Source organism: Pontibacter aquaedesilientis (assembly GCF_014773225.1).
Taxonomy (GTDB): domain Bacteria; phylum Bacteroidota; class Bacteroidia; order Cytophagales; family Hymenobacteraceae; genus Pontibacter; species Pontibacter aquaedesilientis.
The window spans coordinates 1-26,718 of sequence record NZ_JACXAJ010000009.1 but is presented as its reverse complement, the minus strand read 5'-3'; the positions used below and the strand labels follow the sequence as shown (position 1 = coordinate 26,718).

At 50.0% G+C, this 26,718-nt stretch carries 25 protein-coding genes and 1 tRNA gene; 16 read left to right on the top strand and 10 right to left on the bottom strand.

Annotated elements, in window-relative coordinates:
- The first annotated feature begins 74 nt into the window (after nucleotides 1-74).
- Nucleotides 75-1,454, top strand: coding sequence for a dipeptidase (locus H9Q13_RS15225; RefSeq protein ID WP_317173911.1), 1,380 nt, complete (start codon nucleotides 75-77; stop codon nucleotides 1,452-1,454).
- Between the two features lie 71 nt (nucleotides 1,455-1,525).
- On the opposite strand, the gene H9Q13_RS15220 is transcribed toward H9Q13_RS15225, so the two are convergent.
- The 8 genes from H9Q13_RS15220 to H9Q13_RS15185 all read right to left on the bottom strand — a co-directional run bounded on the left by H9Q13_RS15220 (nucleotide 1,526) and on the right by H9Q13_RS15185 (nucleotide 10,748).
- On the bottom strand, nucleotides 1,526-2,185 hold the full coding sequence (locus tag H9Q13_RS15220) for a porin family protein (protein ID WP_191184664.1): 660 nt from the start codon (nucleotides 2,183-2,185) through the stop codon (nucleotides 1,526-1,528).
- 144 nt (nucleotides 2,186-2,329) lie between these two features.
- Nucleotides 2,330-2,995, bottom strand: a complete 666-nt coding sequence (locus H9Q13_RS15215; RefSeq protein WP_224744324.1) for a porin family protein — start codon at nucleotides 2,993-2,995, stop codon at nucleotides 2,330-2,332.
- 327 nt (nucleotides 2,996-3,322) lie between these two features.
- On the bottom strand, nucleotides 3,323-3,910 hold the full coding sequence (locus tag H9Q13_RS15210; RefSeq protein WP_191184663.1) for a porin family protein: 588 nt from the start codon (nucleotides 3,908-3,910) through the stop codon (nucleotides 3,323-3,325).
- Nucleotides 3,911-4,153: 243 nt separating this feature from the next.
- Entirely contained in the window at nucleotides 4,154-5,692 is a 1,539-nt protein-coding gene (locus H9Q13_RS15205) for a YifB family Mg chelatase-like AAA ATPase (protein ID WP_191184662.1), read from the bottom strand.
- Between the two features lie 227 nt (nucleotides 5,693-5,919).
- A complete protein-coding gene (gene lpcA / locus H9Q13_RS15200; RefSeq protein ID WP_191184661.1) occupies nucleotides 5,920-6,495 on the bottom strand; it encodes a D-sedoheptulose 7-phosphate isomerase in 576 nt (191 codons plus the stop codon).
- 7 nt (nucleotides 6,496-6,502) lie between these two features.
- On the bottom strand, nucleotides 6,503-6,844 hold the full coding sequence (locus H9Q13_RS15195) for a hypothetical protein (RefSeq protein WP_191184660.1): 342 nt from the start codon (nucleotides 6,842-6,844) through the stop codon (nucleotides 6,503-6,505).
- 128 nt (nucleotides 6,845-6,972) lie between these two features.
- A complete protein-coding gene (locus H9Q13_RS15190; RefSeq protein WP_191184783.1) occupies nucleotides 6,973-8,811 on the bottom strand; it encodes an ABC transporter ATP-binding protein in 1,839 nt (612 codons plus the stop codon).
- Nucleotides 8,812-9,068: 257 nt separating this feature from the next.
- Nucleotides 9,069-10,748: a hypothetical protein gene (locus H9Q13_RS15185; protein WP_191184659.1), complete on the bottom strand. Its 1,680-nt coding sequence runs from the start codon at nucleotides 10,746-10,748 to the stop codon at nucleotides 9,069-9,071.
- A 207-nt stretch (nucleotides 10,749-10,955) separates the two neighbouring features.
- On the opposite strand from H9Q13_RS15185, the gene upp reads away from it, so the two are divergent.
- The 3 genes from upp to H9Q13_RS15170 are packed head-to-tail and all read left to right on the top strand — an operon-like array spanning nucleotide 10,956 to nucleotide 12,527.
- Complete coding sequence (gene upp / locus H9Q13_RS15180; RefSeq protein WP_191184658.1) at nucleotides 10,956-11,612, top strand: uracil phosphoribosyltransferase; 657 nt, start codon at nucleotides 10,956-10,958, stop codon at nucleotides 11,610-11,612.
- A gap of 15 nt (nucleotides 11,613-11,627) precedes the next feature.
- On the top strand, nucleotides 11,628-12,065 hold the full coding sequence (locus tag H9Q13_RS15175) for a GNAT family N-acetyltransferase (RefSeq protein WP_191184657.1): 438 nt from the start codon (nucleotides 11,628-11,630) through the stop codon (nucleotides 12,063-12,065).
- A gap of 9 nt (nucleotides 12,066-12,074) precedes the next feature.
- Nucleotides 12,075-12,527: a small multi-drug export protein gene (locus H9Q13_RS15170; RefSeq protein WP_317173909.1), complete on the top strand. Its 453-nt coding sequence runs from the start codon at nucleotides 12,075-12,077 to the stop codon at nucleotides 12,525-12,527.
- 39 nt (nucleotides 12,528-12,566) lie between these two features.
- Here the strand turns inward: H9Q13_RS15170 and H9Q13_RS15165 are convergent, their stop codons facing one another.
- On the bottom strand, nucleotides 12,567-13,910 hold the full coding sequence (locus H9Q13_RS15165) for a DEAD/DEAH box helicase (RefSeq protein ID WP_191184656.1): 1,344 nt from the start codon (nucleotides 13,908-13,910) through the stop codon (nucleotides 12,567-12,569).
- A 345-nt stretch (nucleotides 13,911-14,255) separates the two neighbouring features.
- Here H9Q13_RS15165 and H9Q13_RS15160 point away from each other — a divergent pair, with 345 nt between their 5' ends.
- The 7 genes from H9Q13_RS15160 to H9Q13_RS15130 all read left to right on the top strand — a co-directional run bounded on the left by H9Q13_RS15160 (nucleotide 14,256) and on the right by H9Q13_RS15130 (nucleotide 20,293).
- A complete protein-coding gene (locus H9Q13_RS15160; RefSeq protein ID WP_191184655.1) occupies nucleotides 14,256-15,476 on the top strand; it encodes a serpin family protein in 1,221 nt (406 codons plus the stop codon).
- 103 nt (nucleotides 15,477-15,579) lie between these two features.
- Nucleotides 15,580-16,914 (top strand): dihydroorotase, encoded by a 1,335-nt coding sequence (locus H9Q13_RS15155; RefSeq protein WP_191184654.1) that lies wholly within the window; start codon nucleotides 15,580-15,582, stop codon nucleotides 16,912-16,914.
- Between the two features lie 6 nt (nucleotides 16,915-16,920).
- Nucleotides 16,921-17,289: a DUF6980 family protein gene (locus tag H9Q13_RS15150; RefSeq protein ID WP_191184653.1), complete on the top strand. Its 369-nt coding sequence runs from the start codon at nucleotides 16,921-16,923 to the stop codon at nucleotides 17,287-17,289.
- Between the two features lie 130 nt (nucleotides 17,290-17,419).
- A tRNA-His gene (locus tag H9Q13_RS15145) sits at nucleotides 17,420-17,496 on the top strand.
- A gap of 136 nt (nucleotides 17,497-17,632) precedes the next feature.
- The gene (locus tag H9Q13_RS15140) at nucleotides 17,633-18,556 is read left to right on the top strand and encodes a PfkB family carbohydrate kinase (protein WP_191184652.1); all 924 of its coding nucleotides are present in this window, start codon (nucleotides 17,633-17,635) and stop codon (nucleotides 18,554-18,556) included.
- A 156-nt stretch (nucleotides 18,557-18,712) separates the two neighbouring features.
- Nucleotides 18,713-18,913, top strand: a complete 201-nt coding sequence (locus H9Q13_RS15135; protein WP_191184651.1) for a hypothetical protein — start codon at nucleotides 18,713-18,715, stop codon at nucleotides 18,911-18,913.
- A gap of 144 nt (nucleotides 18,914-19,057) precedes the next feature.
- Nucleotides 19,058-20,293 (top strand): NAD(P)/FAD-dependent oxidoreductase, encoded by a 1,236-nt coding sequence (locus H9Q13_RS15130; protein WP_191184781.1) that lies wholly within the window; start codon nucleotides 19,058-19,060, stop codon nucleotides 20,291-20,293.
- A 130-nt stretch (nucleotides 20,294-20,423) separates the two neighbouring features.
- Here the strand turns inward: H9Q13_RS15130 and H9Q13_RS15125 are convergent, their stop codons facing one another.
- Nucleotides 20,424-22,148, bottom strand: a complete 1,725-nt coding sequence (locus tag H9Q13_RS15125) for a M61 family metallopeptidase (protein WP_191184650.1) — start codon at nucleotides 22,146-22,148, stop codon at nucleotides 20,424-20,426.
- A 220-nt stretch (nucleotides 22,149-22,368) separates the two neighbouring features.
- Between H9Q13_RS15125 and rpmH the strand changes: the two genes are divergently transcribed.
- The 5 genes from rpmH (at nucleotide 22,369) to H9Q13_RS15100 (ending at nucleotide 26,015) form a co-directional block, all read left to right on the top strand.
- On the top strand, nucleotides 22,369-22,527 hold the full coding sequence (gene rpmH, locus H9Q13_RS15120) for a 50S ribosomal protein L34 (RefSeq protein ID WP_071594924.1): 159 nt from the start codon (nucleotides 22,369-22,371) through the stop codon (nucleotides 22,525-22,527).
- Between the two features lie 57 nt (nucleotides 22,528-22,584).
- Nucleotides 22,585-22,977 carry a ribonuclease P protein component gene (gene rnpA / locus H9Q13_RS15115; protein WP_191184649.1) on the top strand — a complete coding sequence of 131 codons (393 nt, stop codon included), beginning with the start codon at nucleotides 22,585-22,587 and terminating at the stop codon, nucleotides 22,975-22,977.
- A gap of 29 nt (nucleotides 22,978-23,006) precedes the next feature.
- A complete protein-coding gene (locus tag H9Q13_RS15110; RefSeq protein ID WP_191184648.1) occupies nucleotides 23,007-24,656 on the top strand; it encodes a S41 family peptidase in 1,650 nt (549 codons plus the stop codon).
- Between the two features lie 137 nt (nucleotides 24,657-24,793).
- A complete protein-coding gene (gene tsaB, locus H9Q13_RS15105) occupies nucleotides 24,794-25,489 on the top strand; it encodes a tRNA (adenosine(37)-N6)-threonylcarbamoyltransferase complex dimerization subunit type 1 TsaB (RefSeq protein WP_191184647.1) in 696 nt (231 codons plus the stop codon).
- A gap of 13 nt (nucleotides 25,490-25,502) precedes the next feature.
- A complete protein-coding gene (locus tag H9Q13_RS15100; protein ID WP_191184646.1) occupies nucleotides 25,503-26,015 on the top strand; it encodes a DUF2480 family protein in 513 nt (170 codons plus the stop codon).
- Nucleotides 26,016-26,718 lie beyond the last annotated feature (703 nt).

Genomic DNA, 26,718 nt, shown 5'->3' with positions numbered 1-26,718 from the left:
GCGGAGTCAAACTCATAAAAGCATTATTAAAGCCATCCTTTTCGCAAGGGTGGCTTTTTTTGTAACTTTAAGCCATAACCCACACAAATACTATGAATCAATATATAGCTGACAACAAAGACCGATTTATAAATGAATTGCTGGATATGCTCCGCATCCCCTCGGTAAGTGCTGACCCTAAGTTCAAGCAGGATGTGATACGAACGGCGGAGTTTGTAGCTGAAAAGCTGCGCCAGGCTGGTGCCGACAACGTAGCGCTGTGCGAAACCGCCGGCTACCCAATTGTGTACGGCGACAAGATCATTGATCCATCTCTTCCTACTGTGCTGGTATATGGCCACTACGATGTGCAGCCTGCCGACCCGTACGAACTGTGGCACTCTCCTCCGTTTGAGCCGGTGATTAAAGATGGCAAGATATACGCGCGTGGTGCCTGCGATGACAAAGGCCAGATGTACATGCACGTGAAGGCCTTCGAGGTGATGATGGAAAACAACATCCTGCCTTGCAACGTGAAGTTCATGATTGAAGGCGAAGAGGAAGTGGGCTCTGAAAACCTGGCTACTTTTGTGAAGGGCAACAAGGAGAAACTGAGTGCCGATGTAATTCTGATCTCAGATACAGGTATGCTGGGCAACGACACGCCTTCCATTACAACCGGCCTGCGTGGCATGAGCTACCTGGAGGTGGAAGTGACCGGCCCTAACCGTGACCTGCACTCCGGTCTGTACGGTGGTGCGGTTGCGAACCCGATCAATATCCTCTGCCAAATGATCGCCTCATTGCATGATGAGCATAACCACATCACTATACCTGGCTTTTATGACAATGTGCAGGAGTTAAGCCAAGAAGAGCGTGCCGAGATGGCCCGTGCCCCTTTCGATCTGGAGAAGTACAAGAAGGCGCTTGACCTGTCGGATGTGCACGGTGAGGAAGGGTATAGCACCATGGAGCGTAACTCAATTCGCCCAACGCTGGATGTGAACGGCATTTGGGGAGGCTATACCGGAGAAGGAGCCAAAACGGTTATACCTTCTAAGGCTTTTGCCAAAATATCTATGCGACTGGTGCCTAACCAGACTTCTGCAGAAATAACCGAAAAGTTCCAGAAACACTTTGTGAGCATCGCACCTAAGAGCGTGAAGGTAGTCGTGAAGCCACACCATGGCGGAGAGCCAGTCGTGACGCCAACCGATTCTATAGCTTACCAGGCAGCTTCCAGAGCCTATGAAGAGACCTTTGGCGTGAAGCCAGTGCCTGTGCGCAGCGGCGGCTCCATTCCGATAGTAGCCATGTTCAAGTCAGAGCTTGGCCTGGACTCTGTGCTGATGGGCTTTGGATTGGATTCTGATGCCATTCACTCGCCTAATGAGAACTTCGGTGTGTTCAACTTCATGAAAGGGATAGAGACCATTCCGTTGTTCTATCGCTATTATGCCGAGATGAATAAATAGTAGCCAGCTACAAAACACAAAGGGCCCCGACAGCATGTATGTCGGGGCCCTTTGTGTTTACAAGGTATAGCCTACCAGTTGCCCGGCCGTCGGGCGGGTAGGAGGTAGCCAATAGAGAGTTGCCAAACCAGGTTACGCTGTGTAATATCTTCTTTCGGGAAGGGACGCAGGCTGCCTGTGTTTCGCACATTCAGGAAAAAGCCTGTTTCAAGCATCAGGCCTCCCCCCACCGCATAGCCTACATCGAAACTGTTGAAGTCGTCTCGACTGAAATCCTGTTTTTCAAATACGATAGGAGGATCAATCGCCGGGTCCGAACTTACCACATTCACTTCATTGCCAACATTCACCAAATAACCCATGTATGGCCCGACTTCGACAAACAGCGCTGCCTTTTGCAATTTGATCATCAGCGGGAGTTCAATGTAGTCGAGGCGCAGGTCGCCAGTAAGGGCTGTCTCCGGGGCAGTATTGCGGGTATAAGCATCGTACACGAAACCCTTGCGGCTAAAATGTAACTCAGGCTGTACGGCCAGCCTCGAGGCGAACTCATAGGAAAACACCAGTGCCCCGTGTATGCCTGCCAGGTGGTTGATCTGATCGGAGGGAGCGTCTTTACCCACGGCTGTGGAAAAACCGCCACCAACCTTCACGCCATAACGGTAATACTGCGCCTTTGCTGAGAGAAGAGAGCAAAGGAATAGGATAGAGAGGATCAAGGTCTTTTTCATAGGCTTTGTAGGTATACTGCTTTATTTGTACTCACTTAGCAGACAAATAGTTAGCGGCGCGTAGGCAAGTGAAAAGGCTAAACGCAAACAGCCGCCGAATGCATCATCCGGCGGCTGTTTGTTTAATGTAGGTCGTGCTGTGCTTTATCTGCCGGTAGGCATGGCAAAACCAACAGTAACCATAAAGGTCGAGTGACGGGCATTGGTCAGGTCTCCGTCGAAATTAACGTCTTCTTTCACAAAATCGCTGAAGGCTCCGTTGTAACGCACTCCGAAGCTAATGGCGTTGTTAGCAGAAGTAAAGCCTATACCGGCCACATAACCAACTTCAAACTCAGACAGTCCCGATTTGCTCTTTTCGTCAGTGTTAGTAGAGCGCAGGTTGCCGTTAATGTAAGTCTTGGTCTCGTTATTTACGCTGAGCAGATAAGAGGCTTGTGGACCTGCTTCGAAATAAAGTGGGCCCGCCTTTATTTTGGCCATCACCGGTAGATCGAGGTAATTGTAATTTACTTTACCTTCTCTGCGTCTGGTTTGTCCTAAGAGTGTAACCTCCGAATCCTCATTCTTAAAACCTTTCACAGAGTATAGCAGCTCGGGCTGTATCGAGAAGAAATTATCCACAACTCCAAAGTTGGCCATAATGCCGGCGTGAAAGCCTACCTTGTTTTCAAAGCGGTCCTCGTCACGAAGATCTCCGGAAAGATTAGAGATGTTGGCACCACCCCTAATGCCGAAGCTGGCGTTCTGGGCCTGTGCTGCAAATGCAGTAGCGACTGCAAACACGAACATAAATAGTAGCTTTTTCATAATTGATAACTGGTTGTTTTGGTATGATCTGAGCAATATACGTGCAGAACAATATTTTTATTGGGTATATGGAGGTATGTTTTTTCACACTGACTACTCATGTGTGTGATTATCAGACTGATAATTTTTTTGAAATTGCACCAAAATTTTTAGGCTTCGGGCAAAGTGCAAGAAGTGAACGGGCAGAATACAAGTGGGCGGAAGGTATACAGGTTTTGCTACTTGTGGCTACTTAAGGGCAGATCGGTCTCCACCCATAAAGTATAAAAGCCCCGGATATGTCCGGGGCTTTTGTATCATAGTTTTTGTTCTGTACTAATGGAGTTGTTATCGAGCGCCGCCAAACAAATAGCCCAGCGTCAGCATGAATACGTCATTGCGGTAATTTGGTGCATTCTCATCGTCATAAAGTTTTGAAATATCGCCATTGTAGCGTACACCAATATTCAAGCCAAGTGGAGTCGCAGCAAGACCTATACCTGCGGCATAGCCAAGACTGGTTCTCTTGAAGGCATCCAGGTCGTCAATCACATTTACACCATTCTGCTCCACGTCGCCGCTGATTCTGACAGACAACTGGGGACCAGCTTCAAAGTAAAGCGGGCCTGCATTCACACGACCCAATACAGGGACATCAAGGTAGTTTACTTTAAACTTTGTCTGGTCATTTGAAGTCTCCGCACCTTTCATTGAGAAAAGTAACTCAGGCTGCACAGAGAAAAAATTGTCGGTGGAGAGGGGGAAGTTAGCTGTCAGACCACCATGACCACCCCAGATTCGGTCGAGGTTGTCAGCGTCGGAGCCGCCAAATCCAGAATAGTTAACACCAGCCCTGATACCGATGCGCGGGCCTTGCGCATGTGCAGCAACCATTGTGGTCATTGCTAAAACGAATAATAAAATTGACTTCTTCATAGTAGTATATCGTTGTTTAAACTAGGTAATACATATCAGGCCGTTTTCCATTTTCATGACGATTCCTGACGTCCCATATTACGCAGCCTTCCAATAAAAGTCTAAAAATGTTAATTATTTTGAGCGGATGACAATACAATTTAGTGAGGAAGCTAAAATGGCCTTAAAAAGCAAATACCAACGACTGGAGATGTTGTTGGCATTTGTAAATGGCTTTAAATGAGTGTTTTGTGTCAGGAGTGATTAGCCAGCCCATCCTTCTCTGTCAAGGCTGCGGTACTGTATTGCTTCCGCTAAATGTTCAATTTTAATCTCTTGACTATCAGCTAAATCAGCTATGGTTCGGCTTACTTTCAGGATACGGTCATAGGCGCGGGCAGAAAGGCCAAGACGTTCCATCGCCGTTTTGAGTAAGGTGCGTCCGGAATCGGAAATCTGGCAGATTTCTTTCACCATCTGAGAAGGCATCATCGCATTGGAGTGGATTTGCTCTAAACCCTTGAAGCGCTCACGCTGCACCTCCCGCGCCGTGACTACCCGCTGCCGGATGGTTTCGCTGTCTTCGGACTTGCGGGTGGCGGTCATCTCGTCAAAAGTCACGGGCGTCACCTCCACGTGCAGGTCAATCCGGTCAAGCAGGGGGCCGCTCACCTTATTAAGGTAGCGCTGCACTAAACCAGGTGCGCATACGCATTCTTTCTCGGGGTGATTATAGTAACCGCAGGGGCAGGGGTTCATGCTGGCAATCAGCATAAAGTTGGCCGGAAAGTCCAGTGTGGTTTTAGCGCGGGAGATAGTAACCCGGCGCTCTTCGAGCGGCTGACGCATAACCTCCAGGGCCGTGCGTTTAAACTCGGGCAACTCATCCAGAAACAGTACCCCGTTATGTGCCAGCGATATCTCGCCAGGCTGCGGTATACCGCCACCGCCTACCAACGCCACATCCGATATGGTATGGTGCGGCGAACGGTACGGCCTTGTGGAGAGCAAGGAGGAAACCTCGCCCAGCTTGCCGGCGACCGAGTGTATTTTGGTTGTTTCGAGGGCTTCATGCATAGAAAGGGGCGGTAGAATAGATGGCAAACGTTTGGCCAGCATCGTTTTGCCGGCTCCCGGAGGGCCGATCATGATGACATTATGACCGCCGGCGGCCGCTATTTCCAGTGCCCGTTTGATGTTCTCCTGGCCTTGCACATCCGAAAAGTCGGCAGCGTACAAATTGGCGGTGTTCTGAAACACGTCGCGGGTGTCCACCTTTACGGGTTGCACGTCTAATTTACCGTCCAGGAAATCGATTGCTTCCTTAATGTTCTCCACCCCGATCACGTCCAGCTGATTAACGATGGCGGCCTCGTTGGCATTCCGGGAGGGGAGTATGATTCCCTTAAAACCTTCCTTGCGGGCCTGAATGGCGATAGGCAACACACCCTTGATGGGGCGAAGCGAACCGTCGAGCGAGAGTTCGCCCATGATCATGTATTGCGACAGCTTATCAGAAGCCAGCTGGCCAGAAGCGGCGAGCATGCCCATGGCAATGGTGAGATCGTAGGCAGCACCCTCTTTGCGGATATCGGCAGGAGCCATGTTGATAATGGTCTTTTGCCTTTTCAGCTTATAACCATACTGGCCAAGTGCCGCCTCTATGCGCTGCTCTCCTTCTTTAATCGCGTTGTCGGGGAGGCCTACCAGAAAGTACTTAGCGCCTGCGCTGACACTTACTTCTACGGTTACGGTATAGGCGTTCACGCCCTGCACGGCGCTGCCAAACGTCTTAATAAGCATGGGATTAGATATTGATCTATAAGTGCAATTTTGATAAGGTTAAAAGCGCAACATTGGCTGCCCGCAATTGATTCCGAACAGCTACTCTAAAAGTACAAAAAACAATTGGCAGTTAGCAGTTAACAGGAATCAGTTAACGGTAAGCAGTGATTAGGGTAGGGCTGGGCATTATGACCGCGCCAGGCTCCTGGTTTAGGAAACCTGAAACCGGCGCGGTTATGCAGTGATTAAGCGCAGAGGCGTTTCTCTATCAGAAGGATGAGAATGTGAATGACCTTGATGTGGATTTCCTGCACGCGGTCGGCGTAGCCTTGGTGCGGCACGCGTACCTCCACGTCGCAAAGAGGGGCCAGTTTGCCGCCGTCCTTGCCCGTGAGGCCGACCACGGTCAGACCTTTGGCTTTGGCTGCTTCTGCTGCTTTCAGCACATTGGCGGAGTTGCCGCTGGTGCTGATGGCTAGTAGCACGTCTCCTTTGTTACCCAAGGCTTCGATGTAGCGGGAAAACACGTAATCATACCCATAGTCGTTGCCGACGCAGCTCATGTGGCTAACGTCTGATATAGAGATGGCAGGTATAGCCTGGCGGTTGTTGCGGTAGCGGCCTGTCAGTTCTTCGGCAAAGTGCATCGCGTCGCACATAGAGCCGCCGTTGCCGCACGACAGAATTTTGCCGCCCGCAGCCACGGCGTCGGCCATGGCATTGGCGGCTTGTTCGATGGCTGCAATATTGCTCGGGTCAGCTATAAAGTTGTGGAGCGTCTGTTGCGCCTCCTGTAGCTCCTGTAATACGATTTGGGTCATGTGTGTGTTAGTTGCTGGCCACAGCCATCTCCATGCTGGCCGATTCGCTGTAGCTATTGCTTCTGTATGCTTGTTTGCGCTCATACAAGTCAGCCTTCAGCTCATTTATTTTTACCTGAGCCCTGTGCCGGTCGTATTGGAGCGACATGATGTAAAGTTTCCCGATGAGCAGCTTGACCAGCATCAACCCGGCACCAACAGCACCAAGGGCTTTGTAAAGGGCAAGTACCTGTTCTTCGGTTGTGCTATCAAACAGGGTCTTGTGGTCCAGTAAGTTTGTTAGCAAAAGTACTATAAATACCGCGTAGCAAAAAACGACCACGTCGGAGAGAGTTTTAAGTGCTTTCATGCTTTAAGGTTGGATTTTGGTGCAAAACTGTTTCGGGCTAAGCTATAAAAAAATATGAATATACCGAAATGCCTGGGCCAGAATTTAACTTAAAGCAATGGTTGGTAATACTAAACAGTAGTAGGTGCTTAAGAGACCAGTTGCATTTGGGTCAGTTTTGCGTACAATCCGCTGTTTAGGAGCAGGTCTTCGTGCGTGCCGCGTTCCACGATCCGGCCTTGTTGTAATACTACAATCTCGTCGGCATGCTGTATGGTGCTGAGGCGGTGCGCGATCACGACGGACGTCCTGTTTTTCATCAGATTCGTCAGGGCTTCCTGCACCAGTTTCTCCGATTCAGTATCCAGCGCCGAAGTTGCCTCATCCAGGATCAGGATGGGCGGATTCTGCAGAATGGCCCGTGCGATGCTCAAGCGCTGGCGCTGTCCGCCTGACAACCGTCCGCCCCGGTCGCCGATCATGGTTTGGTAGCCCTCGGGTGTCTGCACAATAAACTCGTGCGCATTGGCGATCCTGGCTGCCGCCATTACTTCCTCTTCGGTCGCGTCCGTTTTATTGAAAGCGATGTTGTTGAAAATGGTATCGTTGAAAAGAATAGACTCCTGCGTGACAACGCCCATTTTATCGCGCACCGATTCCATGGTATAGTCCCGGATGTCGTGCCCGTCGATGAGGATGCTGCCCGAAGTAGGGTCGTAGAACCGTGGGATCAGGTCGGCCAGTGTGGACTTGCCTCCACCTGATGGCCCTACCAGCGCCACTGTTTTTCCTTTTTGTATACTCAGGTTGATGTCCTGCAGCACGGTCTGGTCGCCGTAGCTGAAACTTACATCTCTGAATTCGATCTCGTGTTGGAACTCCGGCAATACTTTGGCGTTTGGTTTGTCCTTTACCTTCGGTTCGGTGTCGATCACCTGCAGGATCCGGTCGCCCGACACCAGGCCGCGCTGTATGTTACTGAAGGCAGCCGACATGGCTTTTGCCGGCACAAGCACCTGCGAGAAGAGGATGATGTAGGTGATAAACTCCGCCGCCCCAAGTTCAGACTCCTGGTTGAGCACCATCGTTCCGCCAAAGTATAGGAGCAAGGCGACTACTGTTACACCCATAAACTCCGAGAAAGGAGAGGCCAGGTCGCGCTTGTTGGCGATCGAACGCTGAATGCGGGCATAGCGGTCGTTCTGGTCATGAAACTTGCTCAGGATGTAGGGCTCGGCATTGAAGGCCTTGATCACCCGTATACCGCTCAGCGTCTCGTCGATGATCGTCAGGATAAAACTCAGGGACTCCTGGCCCTGCTGCGCCGCCCGCTTGAGGCGCTTGGCTATACCTGCGATCAGCAGACCGGAAAGCGGCAGTAAGATCAAGGTGAAAAGCGTGAGCTTTACCGACATCGTGAACAGCACCACAAAGAAGGCTATGATCGAGATCGGCTCCCGAATGATGACGGTCATGGTGTTCACCACAGAGGATTCCACTTCCTGAATGTCCACGGTCATGCGGGTCATCAGATCGCCTTTGCGTTCGTTGCTGAAGTAGCCCAAATGCAGTTCGGTTACGCGCTCATAAGTGGCATGCCGGATGTTCTTTACCACATGCGCCCGCAACGCCCCTATTACCCGGAAGGCCAGGTACTTGAACAGGTTGGCCAGGAAAACCGAGATGACCACGATAATGCAGACAAACAGCAGCGCACCCTGTCGGCCCTGCTCCAGAATCACCTGCCCGAAGTGGAAATTGAAGAAATCCTTGAAGTACTCGATGGACATCCTGAACGCAGGCTTTGCGGTTACCATGGCGGCTGCGTCATCGGCGCCAACGGTACCGAAGAGCACATTGAGCAAAGGAATAAGAAGCGTGAAATTGAGCAGGCCGAAAATAATGCCCAGCACGGTATAGATAGTGTAAAGCGGTACAAAGCGACTGTAGGGCTTTGCAAACTGCAGTATCCGGAAATAAGTCTTCATGTTGTGTCTATCTGCCGCTGGCATGAGCCAGGTATAAACGGCAGCCCCTCGAGGCAGCAAAACCTGGGCCGGCTACCAATCGGAATGTTTTAAGTATTAGTTATTTACAATATTGTGAGCAAGCCTATACCTGCGGTTGGCCATGCTGCTGCAAAGATAGCTAAATTAGAACAGGTATGTATAGCGGGCTTTCAAAACGAAGCCGGGGAGCCTTTAGACAAAAGACTCCCCGGCTCAGGTATAGCTATACCTGGTGGTTAAAACTCGTGCAGTCGTTGGGCAATGTTCCAGCGCAGTGCTACTGAGGTAAACACGGAATTTTTATCCAGTGTGTTTACATCCGCATCGGTACGGCGGATGATGCCTTTCAGGTCTAAGAAAAGGTTGTGCTTAAACTGATAGGTAGCCGTCAGGTCGAGGTGAAGCTGGTTGGTGGTAATACCCTGTGCGATCTCGTGGCCATAGTTACGTGGTCTGGAATTGTAGTCCAGGTTCACGTTGTTACCCCAGTTGATTGTGTCGCCCTCTACTGAGATTTCATCCTGCCCAAATCGGGTGGCGATGGCTTTGGCCACCAGGTTGAGCCGAGGCAGCGGCTGGTAGCGGGCTATACCCACAAACTCATACAGGTTGGCACCCATCGGGTGGGCTAGCGGCTGGCGGTTATGCTGATAATTGGAGCTGCCGTCGCGGTGCTGGTAGGTATACGGACGTATGATGTTTACTTCGCCCTGCAGGTCCAGGTTGGACAAACCGAAAACGTCGATGTACTTGGCGCCGATCTGGCCGGCCTGCTTATTGGCCCACCAACCATTGCCGCTTTTCACCTCGTTGAGCACAAACTCGTCCAGCACCAGTTGTCCGTAAAGCTGCGCGGTGTTGAACAGGTTCCAGCGGAAGTCGAGGCCCAGCATGGCGTTGTCCTGGCTGCCCAGGTTGTGCTCCACACTGCGGTAGAAAATAATCGGGTTCAGGTACTGCAGTTCAAACTTGCCTTTCTCGCGGCCGAAGATGATTTGCTCGAACAAGCCCACATTTAAATTATCGGTGATGTTCACACCCAATCGGTGCAGGGCCATGTACTTCTTAGGCAGCAGACGGTCGCCACCGCCACGACGACGGTAGTCTGCGGTCAGCTCCTGGAACAGGTTCATGTAGTGCAGGCGCCATACCCGGGTGTTCAGTTTGAGGAAGAAAGCCGGGGGGGCGTAGTCAGAGTAAATCAGGGAACGGTAGCCGTCGCCGATAAAGTGGCGGTCGTGGCCCAGCTGTATCTCCACGTGTTTCGACAGGGAGTAGTTCATGTAGCCACGGGCTGTCAGGAAGTCGTAGCCGTCGCCTTTAAAGGTTTTCCAGAGGCCTTCGTGCGGTACCACACCATCACGTTTAATACGATCTACTACATAATCGGCAAACTTAGCCTGGTTCTCCCCGATGAAGGTATAGAAACCGAAGCGTTCGTCGATGCTGCCTTCAAGCTGCACGCCCCTTGTGTTCACGTAGCGCATGCCGTCGCTCTGGTTGTCGTGGCCCAACTCCAGGTGTAGTACCGGATTCACGCGCAGGGTGAAATCCTCCGATTCGTAGTGGTACAGGTCAGTCTTGTTGCGGTACAGGGCATTGAAGATCGGCCGCTCGCTGATGTTGTCGTTCGCCTGCGAGGTATAGTTCCAGTTGTCGTTAAGCAGGTACTGGATGTTGAACATGTCGGCATTGGACCGCGGCTCACCTATGGCGGATTCGGCCAGAGCTGCCACGTCGCGGCGACCGATGGGGCGCATGGCAGTATGCAGCTGCGGAACCTTGGTGCCGAGTTTGATCTGGTAGCGGTCAATCAGGTGGTAGGTGTCGCGGTCGTAAGGCACGTACACGTCCTGCGCCTGCAGCGAAGGTATAGCCAGCAGGGAGAGCACCATGGCGGCGAATATATTTCTCATAGAAATGGAAAAGCTCGGTTTAAGGAGAAAAATTTAAAAGGCAATCTACTCATTTAGAAGCTACAATATTAAGAAAAACACATGATATTGTATTGGCTTGATTCCTGTGCGCAGGTATAGCCGTTGCCAGGTTTAACGTTTTTAAGGGGCGAAGATTGCCGAAAGCCTGAAAGGCCGTATCTTTAGGACACCCAAAAAGTCATACCCATGCAAAACGATAACCTGCACATACTCACTGCCACCCCATCGCTGGCTAACCACTTTGTGGCCGAACTGCGCGATGTTTCCGTTCAGCACGACAGCCTGCGCTTCCGCCGCAACCTGGAGCGCCTGGGCGAGTTGCTTGCCTACGAGATATCCAAAACGCTCCCTTACGAGACCCGCGATATTGTCACGCCACTGGCCACAACGCAAACCCAGCTGCTGACGGCTCAGCCGGTACTAGCCACCATCCTGCGTGCCGGGTTGCCGATGTACAATGGCATGCTCAACTACTTCGATAAGGCATACAGCACGTTTGTAGGGGCTTACCGCGTGGAGGAGGAGAACACGGAGCTGCAGATCAACATGGAGTATCTGGCCTCGACAGACCTGCACGACAAAATACTGATTCTGGCGGACCCGATGCTGGCCACAGGCCGGTCGCTGGTGAAGTCTTATAAAGGTATGCTGCGCCATGGAAAGCCGGTGCAGGTACACATTGCAGCAGCCATTGCGTCTCCGGAAGGGGTGGCTTATGTGCAGAAGGAAGTACCGGAAGCGCACATCTGGCTTGGGGCTATGGACGAGCGCCTGAACGAGCATTTCTACATTGTGCCCGGACTGGGCGATGCCGGCGATCTGGCTTTCGGACCGAAGGTATAATCTGATCCGTCAGGCATGATCCGGCCATACGCGACCACCGACCGAGAAGCCTTGCTTCACATCCTGCGACTCAACACTCCCCGGTATTTTGCTCCGGAGGAAGAGGCGGACTTCGCCGCGTACCTGGATGAGCATCTCGAAGCTTATTTCGTAGTAGAACAAGCAGGGCAAATAGTGGGTGCGGGCGGCCTCAATTATTTCGATGACAATACCTGGGCGCGTATTTCCTGGGACTTGATCCACCCGGACTTTCAGGGGCAAGGTATAGGCAAGGCACTGACGCAGTTTCGAATTGAGGAGGCCAGGAAGCAACCTAACCTGCGGTTGATCCAGGTACGCACCTCGCAACTGGTGTATCCGTTTTATCAGAAACTTGGCTTTGTGCTGGAGAAAGTGGAGAAGGATTTCTGGGCAGTGGGTTTTGACCTTTATCAGATGAACTTAGCATTATAGAAGAGTAGGGTGTTAGAAGAGCTTCTCAAATACATGTCTGTCTACCTGATCAGTATGGTGAAATTCATCGGGGGGCCGCTGGCTGGCATCTCCCTGGGTTTGTCATACCTCGAAACGGTGCTATTTACGGTTGCCGGCATGATGACCAGCGTCGTGATTTTCTCTTTTGTCGGACGGGCTGCCTCCAGGTGGTATTCGCAATACCGCCGCGACAGGCAAAAACCGGTATTTGGTCGCAGAAGCCGGCGCATCGTCCGCATCTGGCGAAAGTTCGGCGTCATTGGAGTCGCCTTTTTCACGCCACTTGTCCTGACGCCCGTATTCGGCACCATTGTAGCAGCTGTGTTTGGCGTGCCCCGGCGGCAGATCCTTCTGCATATGCTGTGGAGCGCCGTGTTTTGGGGCCTGGTGCTCACCTTTATGGTATTCCGGTTTCAGAAAGTCGCGCTGGAGTATTTGTAAAAAAAAACACCCTGCCGATAGTCCAGCAGGGTGTTTTTTTTAACGCTTCTTCTTTTTCGTCTTTTGCCAGAACGATGCTTTCGGGTCGCGCTTGCTCTTGTCAGGGCGCTTTTTAGGTATAGCCTTCTTCTCGTGGAAGGCACCTTTGAAGTCGGGGTTCTCGCTGCGTTTCTGGTGGTCGATGTCGCGGGCGATGGCCTGCTGCTCATCAAAAGGCGTTTCGTGCATTTTCACTTCCTCCGGCATCGGCAGTTCCGGAATCTGCATCCGGATCAGCTTCTCTATCTTGCGGATGTGGTACATCTCAGCCGGGTTGGCAAAGGTAATGGCGGCACCCTCGTTTTCGGCACGACCGGTACGGCCGATGCGGTGCACGTAATCCTCATACACAAACGGCACGTCAAAGTTGATCACATGGCTCACCATGGTGACGTCTATACCTCGTGAGGCTACGTCGGTGGCTACCAGGAAACGCACATCACCTCCCTTAAAGGCTTCCATGGAATTGATGCGGGTGTTCTGCCCTTTATTGCCGTGGATGGCCCTTACTTCACCGTACTCCCGTCGCTCCAAAAACTTGGACACACTCTCTGCGTTTTTCTTGCTGCGCGTGAAAATGATGACCCGATTGAAAGCTTCTGTGTCCTTGATCAGGTACTCCAGCATAGCGATTTTGGTGCGCAGGTTCGGTACCTGGTACAGTACCTGGCTCACGGTTTCTACTGGTGTGGCTTGGGGCGTGATCTCGATACGGGTCGGGAACTCCAGGAATTCTTCTGAAAGCTCCACTACCTTGGGGTGCATGGTGGCCGAGAACAACAGATTTTGACGTTTACGGGGCAATACCTCCAACAACTGACGGATCTGTGGCATAAAGCCCATGTCCATCATTTTATCGGCCTCGTCTAGCACCAGCGTCTTGATTTCCTTCAGGATCAACTCCCCTTTCAGGTATAGCTCCATGAGCCGCTTGGGGGTGGCCACGAGGATGTCTATCCCTTTATTGATTGTCTCGATCTGTGTTTTGGGACCGAGCCCGCCGTAAATCACCGTGTGGCGCAGGTCGGTATACTTGCCCAGCAGGGTGATATTCTCCTCGATCTGCATGGCCAGTTCGCGGGTAGGAGCCAGGATAACGGCACGCGGGTTGGTGCCCTGCGCATACTTCACCTTCATCAGGATCGGCAGCAGGAAGGCGGCAGTTTTGCCGGTTCCGGTTTGGGCGATGCCCATCACATCGTGGCCACCCATAATAATAGGTATAGCCTTGAGCTGGATCGGCGTTGGCTTTTCGTAGCCGGCCTCCTCAATGGCATTGAGCAACTGCCGGTTCAGCTTAAAATCCTCAAATGTGGTAACTTCTTTCTCCGCTTCTTCTGCCATGGTTGTTTCTGATCGTGTTGATAGGCAAAGGTACGGGAAATTTGCGGTAGCCGGATAATTGTATAAAAACGGAGGTATATTCTACTTTAGAAAACAGATACGGATGGACAAGGCTGGTGGACAGAAAAACGTTTGATGACCCTTGAAATGTTACGGAACCAGCAAATCCAACCATAGCGATTGCGGCTGAGTCAAAACTTCAGCGAAAGTGTCGCGTTGTAAAACAGGCACCATGTTTCTGTCTTAGATGCGAATGGATAAGGTGAGATATTCTGCCTTTGCTGATGCAACCCCCATGCTCCCTTTAGGGTCTGTTAGGTATAGCCTGTTTAAACCGAAAACCCCATGATCAAAAATATAATTCTGTCAGGTATAGCCCTAGCGATGCTGAGTTTGTTTTCTGCTTGCCAAAAAGAGGTGGTGGACAACGCGGAGCAAAATCTCCTGCTGAGGGCTCAAGAGGAGACGGTGGCCAGCTCGAACGACTTCGCTTTCCGGGCTTTTCAGCAGTTGAGCCAAACCGAAGGAGCTCACAACGTTTTCATCTCACCCTTAAGCATTAGTATGTCGTTGGGGATGGCCTACAACGGGGCCGACGGCGAAACCAAAGAGGCGATGCGCCAAACGCTGGGCTTTACGCTCTCTTCCGACGCAGAGATCAACCAATCATTTAAGGAATTGGACGCGAAGCTGAAAGGCGTAGACCGCAAAGTAGTCTTCACCTCGGCCAACTCTTTGTGGCATAGCAAGCGCATCTCCTTGAAAACGCCATTTGTCAAGACGAACCAGACCTACTTCGATGCCACCGTGCAGGGGCTCGATTTTGCATCGCCTGCAGCCAAAGACCAGATGAACAACTGGGTGAAAAGCAAAACCAACGGCAAGATTGAGCAGGTTGTGGACGAGGTGCGGCATGAGCATGTCCTGTTCCTGATCAACGCCATATACTTCAAAGGCACCTGGACCTACCCATTTGATAAAAAACTGACCAAGCCAGAGCCGTTCCACCTCGAAAACGGCAGCACCATAACCCCCGATTTCATGACGATGAAAGATGGGGAGTATCTGCATTACCAAAATGATCAGGTGCAACTGATCGATCTGCCTTACGGGAACCAACAATACAGCATGACGATTTTGGTGCCTGGGCGCGATCGCACGGTGCAGGAGGTGGCACAGGATCTGAGCGCAGACCGGTTAGCCACATGGCTGGCAGACGCGCGCAAAATAACCTATGCACTGCACATGCCGAAATTCAAACTGGAGTACGGCAAAGAACTGAGCGGCATGTTGAAGCAACTGGGCATGGGGATCGCATTCAGCAATCAAGCCGATTTCAGCGGCATGGCAGAGGATCGCAATAACCTGGCTATCTCTGAGGTAAAGCACAAGACCTTTGTCGAGGTGAATGAGGAGGGCACAGAAGCAGCGGCGGCAACCTCCACAGGTATGGTGGCAACGTCTATGCCTCCTTCCGTCCGCATTGACCGGCCCTTCGTCTTCATGATCCGGGAGAAATCCTCCAATGCCATCCTATTTATCGGTAAACTCATGCAGCCAGAGTAGCAGCAGGTATAGCTTTTGTCTTTCAGGTATAGCAATCAAGGCGCTTTTGTGCTGGAATCTAAGCGAATGTGTGTTAACTTTGTTGAGCACATACCTTAGCAGCATGAAATCTATCCTGATAAAGAACGCACAGCTTGTAAACGAAGGAAGCACTACCACAGCCGACGTGCTGGTGAGAGACGGTCGCATTGCGCAGATCGGTCAAGGTATAGAAGCCGAAGCCGATCAGACAATCGACGCCACCGGACTACATTTGATACCTGGTGCCATCGATGATCAGGTGCACTTCCGCGAGCCAGGCCTGACGCACAAAGCCAATATCGAGACAGAGGCCCGTGCGGCTGTAGCGGGTGGTACCACTTCGTTTATGGAGATGCCGAATACGGTGCCCAACGCTGTAACCCAGGAACTGCTCGAAGACAAGTATAAGATAGCTGCCGAAACTTCGCTGGCGAACTACTCCTTTTACATGGGTGCCACCAACGACAACCTGGCCGAGGTGCTCCTGACGAACCCCAACACCGTTTGCGGCATCAAGATTTTCATGGGTTCTTCCACGGGGAACATGCTCGTGGACAATGCCGAGACGCTGGAGCAGATTTTCTCAAAGGCCAAACTGCCCATTGCCGTGCACTGCGAGGACGAGCAGACCATCCGCGACAACATGGCAATCTATGAGGAAAAATATGGCGATGACATTCCTGTAAAGTGCCATCCCGAGATTCGCAACGAGGCAGCCTGTTTCAAATCGTCCTACCTGGCCGTGAAGTTGGCTGAGAAGCACAATACTCGGCTACACATTCTGCATATTTCCACGGAAGAGGAACTGAAGCTGTTCCGCAACGACATTCCGCTGGCTCAGAAGCGTATTACCGCTGAGATATGCGTGCATCACCTTTGGTTCGATAAAGAAGACTATGATACTTTAGGGTCACAGATAAAATGCAATCCGGCCATTAAGGAGCATCGCCACAAAGAGGCCTTGCTGCAAGGTTTGCTGGAAGACAAACTCGATGTGATCGCCACTGACCATGCCCCGCATACTTGGGAAGAGAAGCAAGGCAAGTACAAGCAGGCGCCATCGGGCGTGCCGTTGGTGCAGCACTCGGTGCAGATGATGTTGGAGTTCGTGAAACAAGGCAAGCTGCCGATCGAGAAAGTGGTGGAGAAAATGGCGCACGCACCGGCTATCCTGTTTAATGTGCGCGAACGTGGCTACATCCGTGAAGGCTACTGGGCTGACCTCGTGCTAGTGGACCTGAACAAACCGTATACCGTCACCAAAGAAAATACCTATTACAAATGTGGCTGGTCACCATTCGAAGGCCATACCTTTAGCAGCACGATCACCCATACCTTCGTGTCGGGGCACCTGGCTTTTGCCAACGGCGCATTCGATGAGAGCAAAAAAGGAGAAAGACTATTGTTTGACCGCTAGACTGGGATGGAGTTAGATAAATTCAAAGAACTGCATGCCCGTTTTTTCGGGAAATACTTACCCGGGGAGGTGCTGCAATCGGAGGAGTACGAGGCTTACGAAGAGGCCATCCACGAAGACGAGGCGTGTTACAATTGGGCCATAACAGATAAACTCAGGAGTAAAGGCTTTGCCTACCAGAACTACTGTTGTCTGATGATGGCTGACAAGGTAGACGAGAGCCTGGATGAGGATGGAGAGATCAGGAATGACGATCCGGAAGTTGTGATCAACCAGTGGGACGAAGGACTGTACGGTATACCTGTGCACAATGGCAACGCTACCATGGTCGTGATCAACTACTGCCCTTGGTGCGGCACCAAGCTGAACAAGTAAACTATACCTGCCGAGGTTAAATTGTAAGTGTTAAACAGACAGTCAGATACAAATTTTATTCAAAAAAATGCGCTCTGCGTATTGTAAATAAGAAAACGGCACGTATATTTGCATTCTCAAACGAGACACGGTGGTTGTAGCTCAGTAGGTTAGAGCACCAGATTGTGATTCTGGGGGTCGTGGGTTCGAGCCCCATCTTCCACCCCAAGCCCTTGAAGCAAACCTTCAGGGGCTTTTTTTATTTTAATGGTTTAATTGCTTTATGGTTGAATTGTTGATTTCGTACACGAACTAACAAAACCATTCAACAATTAAACAATTTAACAAATAACAATTAAAAAATATGAGCTTAGTAGTAGTAGGTTCGATGGCGTTTGATGCGCTGGAAACTCCCTTCGGAAAGACAGATAAAATCGTGGGCGGAGCCGCCACTTACATTTCGCTGTCGGCTTCCTATTTTGTGAAGCCCGTGAACGTGGTATCGGTAGTGGGCGGTGATTTCGACCAGGACCACATCAGCCTGATGCACCAGCGCAACATCAGCACCGAGGGGGTGCAGGTAAAGGAGAATGAGAAATCTTTCTTCTGGTCTGGCCGCTACTTCAACGACATGAACAGCCGCGAAACGCTGGTAACGGAACTGAATGTGCTGGGCGATTTCGATCCGATTATCCCGGAGTCTTACCAGAACTGCGAGTACCTGATGCTGGGCAACCTGGCACCACAGGTACAGCGCACTGTGCTGGAACGCCTGACCAACCGCCCGAAACTGATCGTGATGGATACCATGAACTTCTGGATGGACATTGCCATGGAGGAGCTTCAGAAAACAATCGGCATGGTGGACGTGTTGTCGATCAACGACGAAGAGGCACGCCAACTGAGCGGTGAGTACTCACTTGTGAAGGCAGCCCGCAAAATCATGGCGATGGGACCGAAATTCCTGATCATCAAAAAAGGAGAGCACGGTGCCCTGTTGTTCAACGACGATAAGGTGTTCTTCGCGCCGGCCCTGCCGCTGGAAGAAGTGTTTGACCCAACCGGAGCTGGCGACACCTTTGCCGGTGGCTTTATCGGTTACATTGCTGCCACAGGCGACATCAGCTTCGAAAACATGAAGCGTGCCATTATACACGGTTCCGCCATGGCCTCGTTCTGCGTGGAAAAATTTGGCACTGAGAGATTAAAGAGCCTAGAACAGCAGGAAATTGACAACCGCGTGCAGCAGTTTGTGAGCCTTGTGGCTTTTGACACGGTATTGTCCTAAATATAATTTATTTATATATTGTACAAAAGGGAGGCTTCTGCTTCCCTTTTTTGTTTTCAGGCAGGTATAGCAAGCCATTTGAATTGCACTTAATTGTAACAAAGTAAGGGTGCAGCAGGTACAACTAAGGTAGACGATCACCTAAAATTTAAAACGATGAGCTTAGAAAACGAAAATAAAAAAACACTGGACGAGTTGAAAAAAAATAACCCCAAAGGAGAAGATCCGAATAAGCTGATGGGGAATATCGACAACAACCCGAACAGAAATGCGTTAAACGCAGACGACACAAAAGTACAGAACCCGAACCGCAACTTGGCGAAAGGTGGAAACAACACCCCTTACGATAAAAAGTAAGTCCGCCAGGAATACAAAATAAGACTATGAAAAAGGAGAGGAAGGCCCAAGGGCTTTCCTTTTTTTATGCGTTATTTTTGGGTAGGTATAGCGGCTGGGTCAAATAAGCTGTTTATTTTTAGCCTCCTTCACCAGAAGCAATATATGCAGCAACACGACATTTGTATACTCGGCGCCGGACCCGGAGGCGCTGCAGCAGCCTTGCACCTGGCCAATAAAGGCATACCTTGTGTGCTGATAGACAAAGCCATTTTTCCAAGAGACAAGGTATGCGGCGACGCGCTGAGCGGCAAGGTCGTAAGCGAACTCAAACGGATCTCTCCAGATCTGCTTTCTTCATTGAGCGGGCAGGAAGCGCAGCTTCCGTCGTGGGGGATTCATTTCATCTCGCCGGCAGGCCACAAACTGAGTGTGCCTTTCAAGTACAACTACGACCCGACACAGGATGCCCCTTCCGGCTACATCTCCAAGCGGGTAGATTTTGACAATTTCCTGATAGAGCAAGTAAAGCAGCATCCTGAAATTACCCTGCTGGAAGGTATAGACGTTGCCAAGGTTGAAAGAACAGACCATGGTTTTTCGCTTTCTGATAAAAGCGGTGAACACCAGTTGCGTAGCCGCTTGCTGATTGTCGCCAATGGGGCACATTCATCCTTTGCACGGCAGACGGCAGGTATAAAGCAGGAGCCAGAGCACTACTGCGCCGGACTTCGGGCCTATTACAAAAATGTAGCAGGGCTGGACAAGGACAACTTCATCGAGCTGCACTTCCTCAAAGATTTTCTGCCGGGCTATTTCTGGATTTTTCCACTGCCGGGAGGCCATGCGAATGTGGGTGTAGGTATGCTGAGTGAAACGGTCAGTCAAAAGAAGGTGAACCTCAAGAAGGAAATGCTCCGCATGATCGAAACTCACCCGGAGTTCAGGCAACGTTTTGCCGGGGCCGAGCTCATTGGCGACATCAAAGGGTACGGCCTCCCTTTGGGCTCCAAAAAGCGAGTGATCTCCGGTGATAACTACATGCTGGTAGGGGATGCTGCTTCCCTTATCGACCCTTTTACTGGCGAAGGTATAAGCAATGCCATGATCAGCGGGCGTTGGGCCGCCACGCAGGCTGAGTTGTGCCTGCAGCAACAGAACTTTTCCGCCGACTTTATGCAGCATTACGACAAAGCGGTGTATAACCGACTTTGGAAAGAGCTCAAGCTCAGCCGCCGCATGCAGCGACTTTTAGACTACCCCTGGCTGTTCGACCAAGTAGCCAGCAAAGCGTCTAAAAACCAAGCCCTCGCCGAAACCATCTCCTGCATGTTCACCGACCTTGACCTGCGTGAGCGGCTCAAGCAGCCTTCCTTTTACCTGAAGTTGCTTTTCAATTGAGATATTAGACAATAGATTTTGGTTGAATGAACAGGGTGAGCGATGAGGCAATCTCCATTTCATTTTCTGGAAACTGTTAATCTAATGCCTAATATCTAAAATCTAATATCTAAAATCTGATATCTAATATCTAGAACTCCTGTTTCAGCCAAAGCTTGAAGTTTTGCTTCTCATTGTCTGAGGCGTTTGTTCTTTTGGCAATGCTATACCTGGTATAATAAGTCTGCGGACTAGGTTGCAGCTGTACATGGCGCAATTGCTTATTTCGAAACAGTGCCAGTTCTATACCTTGACTGAGGTCTATGTCCAGTAGCAAAGGCTGCAGGTTCTGCTCTATTTTACGCCCGTTTACGGCAATCAATTCATCCTCTGTGCTTAGTGCCACGCTGGCAGGAGAGTTTGGAGCGATGGCGGTTACTTTTGCGGTTTGGGCATCAGCAATAATTTTGAAACCGAATAGCCTTTCGGAGAGCAGGTCGTTTTCTTCCGCCTGTAAAGTGCAGCCCACATAGCGCAACGCTTCGTCCAGGACTGCTTCTATGGGAGCTGTGCCATTGATATGATTATCAAAGTAAGCCTTGAACGCTTCTCCTCCGATACGCAGCACCAATTGTTCGTAATCTTGCTCGGTATACCCTGTAGGCTGCTTCCCAAAATTTTCCCAAAGCTGCCGCATGACCGTATCCAGACTGGCTTCGTTGTTGGTAGTACGGCGCAGTTGCAGGTCGAGCAGCAGGGCGGTTAAAGCGCCTTTGATATAGATGGATACCTTGCGATCCGGAATGCCGGGTTTGTAGCCATCCAGCCATAGATCGAATGAAGAGTCAGCTACAGACAGGTTGTTGTAGCTGTGATCAGCGAAGTAGCGCTGCAGTGTGGTGTTGAGTTCTTCAAAATACTGCGCTGCCGTAAACACACCTGATCGGGCCAGCATGTAGTCGCCATAGTACGTGGTGATGCCTTCAGCTACATAACCTGTCCGGAAGTAATTTTCTCTGGTGAAGTCGTAAGGCAGCATTTCCTTGGGGCGAATCTGTTTGACGTTCCACGTGTGAAAAAGCTCATGCGAACTCACGCCCAGAAATTCTTTGTACAGCGCAGGTGTCATCAGCAACTCGCCTGGCCCCAATGTGATAACGGTTGAATTGAAATGCTCCACGCCATGGTAAAAACGATAGGGGAGGATCTCATTCAGGTAATGGTAATCCGCTACAGGAAACTCACCAAACACCTCCAGCTGTTCCCTTGTGAACGCCTGAAAGTCTCTTTTGATCCGCTCCCAGTCCGGCTGGCAATTGCCCTGTATCCAGATATGGAAAGGGATATTGGCTACGGTATAGGTTTCTTTCCGAAGGGTCGCGCTGGCAATCAGGGGGCTATCCACTAACTGGTCGTAATTTTCGGCTTGCAAGGTATGGCGATCCGTCTCAGGCAATCCACAGGCTATTTGCCAGTTGGCAGGTATAGCCAGTTGTAATTGTTGCGGTTCTTGCTCACGGCCTTCCACGGCCATCAGGCAGTTGATGCCGTTTAGGTAGAGCTGTTCTTCATCGAGCCAGGAGCCACCGCCATCCATCTGTCGGGCATAAAAGCTGTAGCGCATTTCCACCGTACCCTCACCCCCCGTCTGCACCAGCCAGCGGTCTTTGGTGACTTTGCGAACAGGTATAGCCAGTCCGTTGGCAGTGGCCGTAACACCGCGCAACTTTTGAGCGAAGTGCTGCAACTCGTATCGGCCCGGTCGCCAGGCGGGCAACTGCAGGTATAGCTCCTGTTGACTATTTTCGGGTATGATGATCGTGATATCAACAAAATGCGAGAGCGGGTTGCTATAGGTAATCTGGTGCTTTATCATGCTAAGAGTACTTCATGTGCAGGTATAAAGATAAGACAAAAGCTAAAGATGGTCTATATTAGCGGCCTTTAGGTATAGCTTTCTGAATGTGTAATCGTCACACTGTAAGCTATTTGGCGCTGTTTTGTCATGTTTTTTCAAATATTATAGAAGATGGATTGCTATTTAACAAAAGCTTCCCTAATTTTGCAGGCCATAATAAAATAACCATTGGCAGACGATGAAAAGAACATTCCAGCCTTCGCAGAGAAAAAGAAGAAACAAGCACGGTTTCAGATCTAGAATGGAAACCGCTAACGGTAGAAGAGTGCTAGCTAGCAGAAGAGCTAAAGGCAGAAAGAAACTTTCTGTTTCTGACGAAAGAAGACACAAGGCTTAATTTTCGGTTGCGCTTTGCTCAATCCGGAGCCGCTCTATTATTGAATGGATCCTGTGAATGAACGATAAAGCCCCGCAACCGAATTGCTATACATTTTCGAAAGAAGAACGCTTGTGCAGTAAGCGCCTTATCACGCTGCTGTTTAGCAAGGGTTCTTCTTTTAATTTGTATCCGCTCAGGTTTGTATACCACACACCCGAAGCACCTCTTTCCGAAAGTACGCAGTTGGTTATTTCGGTTTCGAAGCGCAATTTTAAGCGTGCCGTAGACCGCAATCGCCTGAAGCGTCAGATACGTGAGGCTTACCGCCTTAACAAGCACATTCTTACCCAAAATCAAGGGCAGGCACCCCGCCTCCTTGCCATTATTTACATCGGCAAGGAAAAAAAATCCTTTGATACAATTCAAAAAAAACTAATTTCCGGTTTGGAACGTTGTTTGACTAGATAGTCTTACCCCGCCCCTAAACCCGGAATATTATGTATAAAAAGTCTATAGTCGGCTTCCTCATTGGCTGCCTCGCGCTGACTCTCTTCTCCTTTAAGACTGAGTCGGAACGCTATTTCGAAATTGCCAAGAACCTTGACGTTTTTGCCACGCTTTTCAAAGAAGTAAATACCTACTACGTAGACGATGTGCCGCCTGCCAAGCTGGTGCGCACCGGTATAGACGCGATGCTCAAGTCGCTCGACCCTTATACCAACTACATCCCCGAAGACGATATTGAAGACTTTCGTACCATGACTACCGGTCAGTATGGCGGTATAGGTGCGCTGATTGGTAGCCGCGATGGTAAGATTGTGGTGCAGATGCCCTATGAAGACTCACCTGCTCATAAGGCTGGTCTGGTAATCGGAGATGAGATCATCAAAATCGACGGGGTTAATGTCTCAAGCAAAACAACTTCTGAAGTAAGCAAACTGCTCAAAGGGCAGGCTAACTCCTCCGTAAAATTGGAAGTGCGCAGTTATGGTCAGGCCAAACCAAGAACAGTAGAGCTGACCCGCGCTAACATCATGGTAGATAATGTGCCTTATTATGGTATGCTCGACGATGAGGTAGGATACTTCCAGCTTTCCGGTTTCACGGTAGATGCCTCCAAGGAGGTAAGAAATGCCGTTCAGAAACTGAAAGAGCAGGGTGCCAAGAAAATCATCTTTGATCTGCGCGACAACCCGGGGGGGCTGCTACACGAAGCTGTGAATATCTCGAATCTGTTTGTAGATAAAGGAAGAGACATTGTGAGCACCAAGGGCAAGGTGAAGGAGTGGAACAAAACCTACAAAGCACTGGATGAACCACTCGATAAAAGTATTCCGTTGGTAATATTGACCAGTTCCCGTAGTGCTTCCGCTTCCGAAATTGTGGCCGGCGTGATGCAGGACTACGACAGGGCTGTACTGATAGGGGAGCGTACCTTTGGGAAAGGCCTGGTGCAGGCTACCCGCCCGTTGTCGTACAACTCGCAACTGAAAGTAACTACTGCTAAATATTATATACCTAGCGGACGCAGTATTCAGGCCATTGATTACAAGCACCGCAATGAGGATGGCAGTGCCGGCACTATTCCGGATTCACTGCGGGTAGCTTACAAAACAGCAAGTGGCCGTATGGTGTACGATGGTGGTGGCGTGAGTCCGGATGTCGAAGTAGAGCGAAAAAAATACTCGGAGATCGTTCGGGCCATTGCCACAAAAGGCTATTTCTTTGAGTATGCCAATAAGTACAAGGCAGAGCATCCTTCTATACCTTCAGCCAAGGAGTTTAAGTTAACAGACGCTGATTACCGGAAATTCGTAGCTTTCCTCGAGAACAAGGATGTCAACTACACGACCAAAGTGGAGCGAGAGCTGGAAGAGCTTACTGAAAAAGCCAAAGAAGGCAAACATCTCGATGATATTAAGGCGGAGCTGGATGCCATCAAGAAAAAGGTATCACATAACAAGTCGAATGACCTGATGCGTTTCCGTACAGAAATACAAGAGATGCTAGAAGCAGAAATCGCATCGCGCTATTATTTGCAAAAGGGTTATATCGAGTCTTCTTTCGACGATGATCCGGATATTCTAATGGCAAAGCGTGTGCTCAAAGATTCGCAACAGTATGCTTCATACCTGAAAACGAAGTAAGCCTGTAATGAGATAAGAAGAGGGTGGTGCCAGTTTGGTGTCACCCTCTTCTTATATAAGGCAGTAAGGTATAGGCAGATTTGTTTCTTGCCTTTCGTGCCGTATTTTTGCATTATCTATCATTAAGAATTTACATCATGCCCATACTGCTTGCCCTCGAAACCTCTTCCACAGTGTGTTCTGTTGCCTTATACAATGGAGCCGATCTGCTGGGTGCGTCCGAGTTGCAGATCGAAAAATCGCATTCCTCACATATCACCGTGATGATTTCGCAGTTAATCGAAAACTGCGGGTTGGAATTAAAGCAGTTGAGTGCTGTTGCAGTGTCAGGAGGGCCAGGGTCTTACACTGGTCTGCGCATAGGCAGCTCCACCGCCAAAGGACTTTGCTATTCACTGGATATACCACTGTTGGAAGTGTCAACCCTCTACGGTCTGGCACTACAAGCTATAAGCAGTTTGCCTAATCCCCAAAATTATCTATTCTGCCCGATGATAGACGCCCGCCGCATGGAGGTCTATACCTGCTTGCTCAATTATAAACTCGAGGAACAATGGCCCATAACACCTGTTATTCTGGATGAGCATACTTTTAATGAGCAACTAGAAAAGCAGCCGATCGTGTTCTTTGGGAATGGGACTTCGAAGTTCAGAAAGCTGAAGGAAGGAAATGTGAACGCCCTGTTCATTGATGACATTCAACCCTCTGCCAAACCAATAGGGCAATTGGCTCTTACGAAATATGAGCAGCAAGCTTTTGAAGACATTGCCTATTATGAACCCTTCTACTTAAAGGATGTTTATATAACAAGTGCAAGCAAGAACATTATATAATAAGTCATAACCCATGTCTGAGTTAATAAACAAAGTAGCACAAAGCGCACTGGTAACATTAAACCTGGAAGAACTGCTTCACCCGGGGGAGCGTGTAGTGTATGATATAAAGGACAACCTCTTTCAAGGACTGATCCTGCGCGAAAAAGACTTCAGAGCTTTTATAAAGGAGAACGACTGGTCAGTGTATACTGGAAAGAACGTCGCTATCATTTGTTCAGCAGATGCCATTGTGCCGACTTGGGCTTACATGCTATTGGCAACAAAGCTGCAGGCACATGCTAATTACTATGTGTTCGGCGATCTGGAAGCTTTAGAACAGGCGCTGATGCAGGAAGCTATTTCCAAAATTGACCCGGAAGAATACAGAGAAGCAAAGGTTGTAGTAAAAGGCTGCGGCAGCATACCCGTTCTAACTTATGCCTATGTTGAGATTATGCGAAAATTATTGCCAGTAGTAAGTAGTTTGATGTACGGAGAGCCATGCAGTACAGTCCCATTATATAAGAGACCAAAAACAGCATAAGCTAAATATAGATTTAATGAATTGACAAAAGCCTTTCCAAACAGAAAGGCTTTTGTGCTTAAATAGCTGGGTGTAAGTTATGGACTCATAAGTAAGGAATAGAGAAAAGGAATCAAACAACAAATAAAGGAAAAACTGGAAGCATGCGGAACTACCCAGAGCGAAAATGCTGTTACACATTAGCGCAGCAAGCAAAGGGGAGCAAGCATTTGTAAGAATCAACAGATAGCTAATCCATTCTACAATAGTGTTTGTAGCTATAAAACTTTCATGAGCACCACAGCTCTGAAAACAAACAGACTCTTGGCAATACAGGTCATAATGACCTGTATTGTTAGGAGACACCAAAAACCGGAAAGTTTTTTTGCAAATATTCCCGGTGCAACTCAGGTAGTTAAGCGGAACCGCCCGGTGTCCGGGGCCAAAGTTGGCGGCTACCCCTTGCGGATTCGGGGATTTTTGAGACCTTTGCACTCCCAACACGGTAACGCGGGTCGGGGGAACGGGCCAGCCGGCAGGGCGGCCCCGGCCGCCGAGCCAGCAGGTGAGGCACCGGAAAGGAGACTGAAAAAAAACTTTTGCCGAGGGCTTGCAGATTGAGAAAAGCTGCTTACCTTTGCACCCCGCTTCGAGAGGAAGGGGATTCCGGAAAGGCCGCTCACGCAGGCCGAAAAGAAAAGGAAAAAAAGTCTGAAGAGGTTGT

What these genes read in the sequence shown, in the direction of transcription:
- H9Q13_RS15205 (WP_191184662.1), bottom strand. Translation starts at nt 5,692, where the DNA reads ATGCTTATTAAGACGTTTGGCAGCGCCGTGCAGGGCGTGAACGCCTAT.
- H9Q13_RS15160 (WP_191184655.1), top strand. Translation starts at nt 14,256, where the DNA reads ATGATCAAAAATATAATTCTGTCAGGTATAGCCCTAGCGATGCTGAGT.
- H9Q13_RS15220 (WP_191184664.1), bottom strand. Translation starts at nt 2,185, where the DNA reads ATGAAAAAGACCTTGATCCTCTCTATCCTATTCCTTTGCTCTCTTCTC.
- rpmH (WP_071594924.1), top strand. Translation starts at nt 22,369, where the DNA reads ATGAAAAGAACATTCCAGCCTTCGCAGAGAAAAAGAAGAAACAAGCAC.
- H9Q13_RS15195 (WP_191184660.1), bottom strand. Translation starts at nt 6,844, where the DNA reads ATGAAAGCACTTAAAACTCTCTCCGACGTGGTCGTTTTTTGCTACGCG.
- H9Q13_RS15155 (WP_191184654.1), top strand. Translation starts at nt 15,580, where the DNA reads ATGAAATCTATCCTGATAAAGAACGCACAGCTTGTAAACGAAGGAAGC.
- H9Q13_RS15110 (WP_191184648.1), top strand. Translation starts at nt 23,007, where the DNA reads ATGTATAAAAAGTCTATAGTCGGCTTCCTCATTGGCTGCCTCGCGCTG.
- lpcA (WP_191184661.1), bottom strand. Translation starts at nt 6,495, where the DNA reads ATGACCCAAATCGTATTACAGGAGCTACAGGAGGCGCAACAGACGCTC.
- H9Q13_RS15165 (WP_191184656.1), bottom strand. Translation starts at nt 13,910, where the DNA reads ATGGCAGAAGAAGCGGAGAAAGAAGTTACCACATTTGAGGATTTTAAG.
- H9Q13_RS15185 (WP_191184659.1), bottom strand. Translation starts at nt 10,748, where the DNA reads ATGAGAAATATATTCGCCGCCATGGTGCTCTCCCTGCTGGCTATACCT.
- rnpA (WP_191184649.1), top strand. Translation starts at nt 22,585, where the DNA reads ATGAACGATAAAGCCCCGCAACCGAATTGCTATACATTTTCGAAAGAA.
- H9Q13_RS15130 (WP_191184781.1), top strand. Translation starts at nt 19,058, where the DNA reads ATGCAGCAACACGACATTTGTATACTCGGCGCCGGACCCGGAGGCGCT.
- upp (WP_191184658.1), top strand. Translation starts at nt 10,956, where the DNA reads ATGCAAAACGATAACCTGCACATACTCACTGCCACCCCATCGCTGGCT.
- H9Q13_RS15150 (WP_191184653.1), top strand. Translation starts at nt 16,921, where the DNA reads ATGGAGTTAGATAAATTCAAAGAACTGCATGCCCGTTTTTTCGGGAAA.
- H9Q13_RS15210 (WP_191184663.1), bottom strand. Translation starts at nt 3,910, where the DNA reads ATGAAGAAGTCAATTTTATTATTCGTTTTAGCAATGACCACAATGGTT.
- H9Q13_RS15190 (WP_191184783.1), bottom strand. Translation starts at nt 8,811, where the DNA reads ATGAAGACTTATTTCCGGATACTGCAGTTTGCAAAGCCCTACAGTCGC.
- H9Q13_RS15215 (WP_224744324.1), bottom strand. Translation starts at nt 2,995, where the DNA reads ATGAAAAAGCTACTATTTATGTTCGTGTTTGCAGTCGCTACTGCATTT.
- tsaB (WP_191184647.1), top strand. Translation starts at nt 24,794, where the DNA reads ATGCCCATACTGCTTGCCCTCGAAACCTCTTCCACAGTGTGTTCTGTT.
- H9Q13_RS15125 (WP_191184650.1), bottom strand. Translation starts at nt 22,148, where the DNA reads ATGATAAAGCACCAGATTACCTATAGCAACCCGCTCTCGCATTTTGTT.
- H9Q13_RS15175 (WP_191184657.1), top strand. Translation starts at nt 11,628, where the DNA reads ATGATCCGGCCATACGCGACCACCGACCGAGAAGCCTTGCTTCACATC.
- H9Q13_RS15140 (WP_191184652.1), top strand. Translation starts at nt 17,633, where the DNA reads ATGAGCTTAGTAGTAGTAGGTTCGATGGCGTTTGATGCGCTGGAAACT.
- H9Q13_RS15100 (WP_191184646.1), top strand. Translation starts at nt 25,503, where the DNA reads ATGTCTGAGTTAATAAACAAAGTAGCACAAAGCGCACTGGTAACATTA.
- H9Q13_RS15135 (WP_191184651.1), top strand. Translation starts at nt 18,713, where the DNA reads ATGAGCTTAGAAAACGAAAATAAAAAAACACTGGACGAGTTGAAAAAA.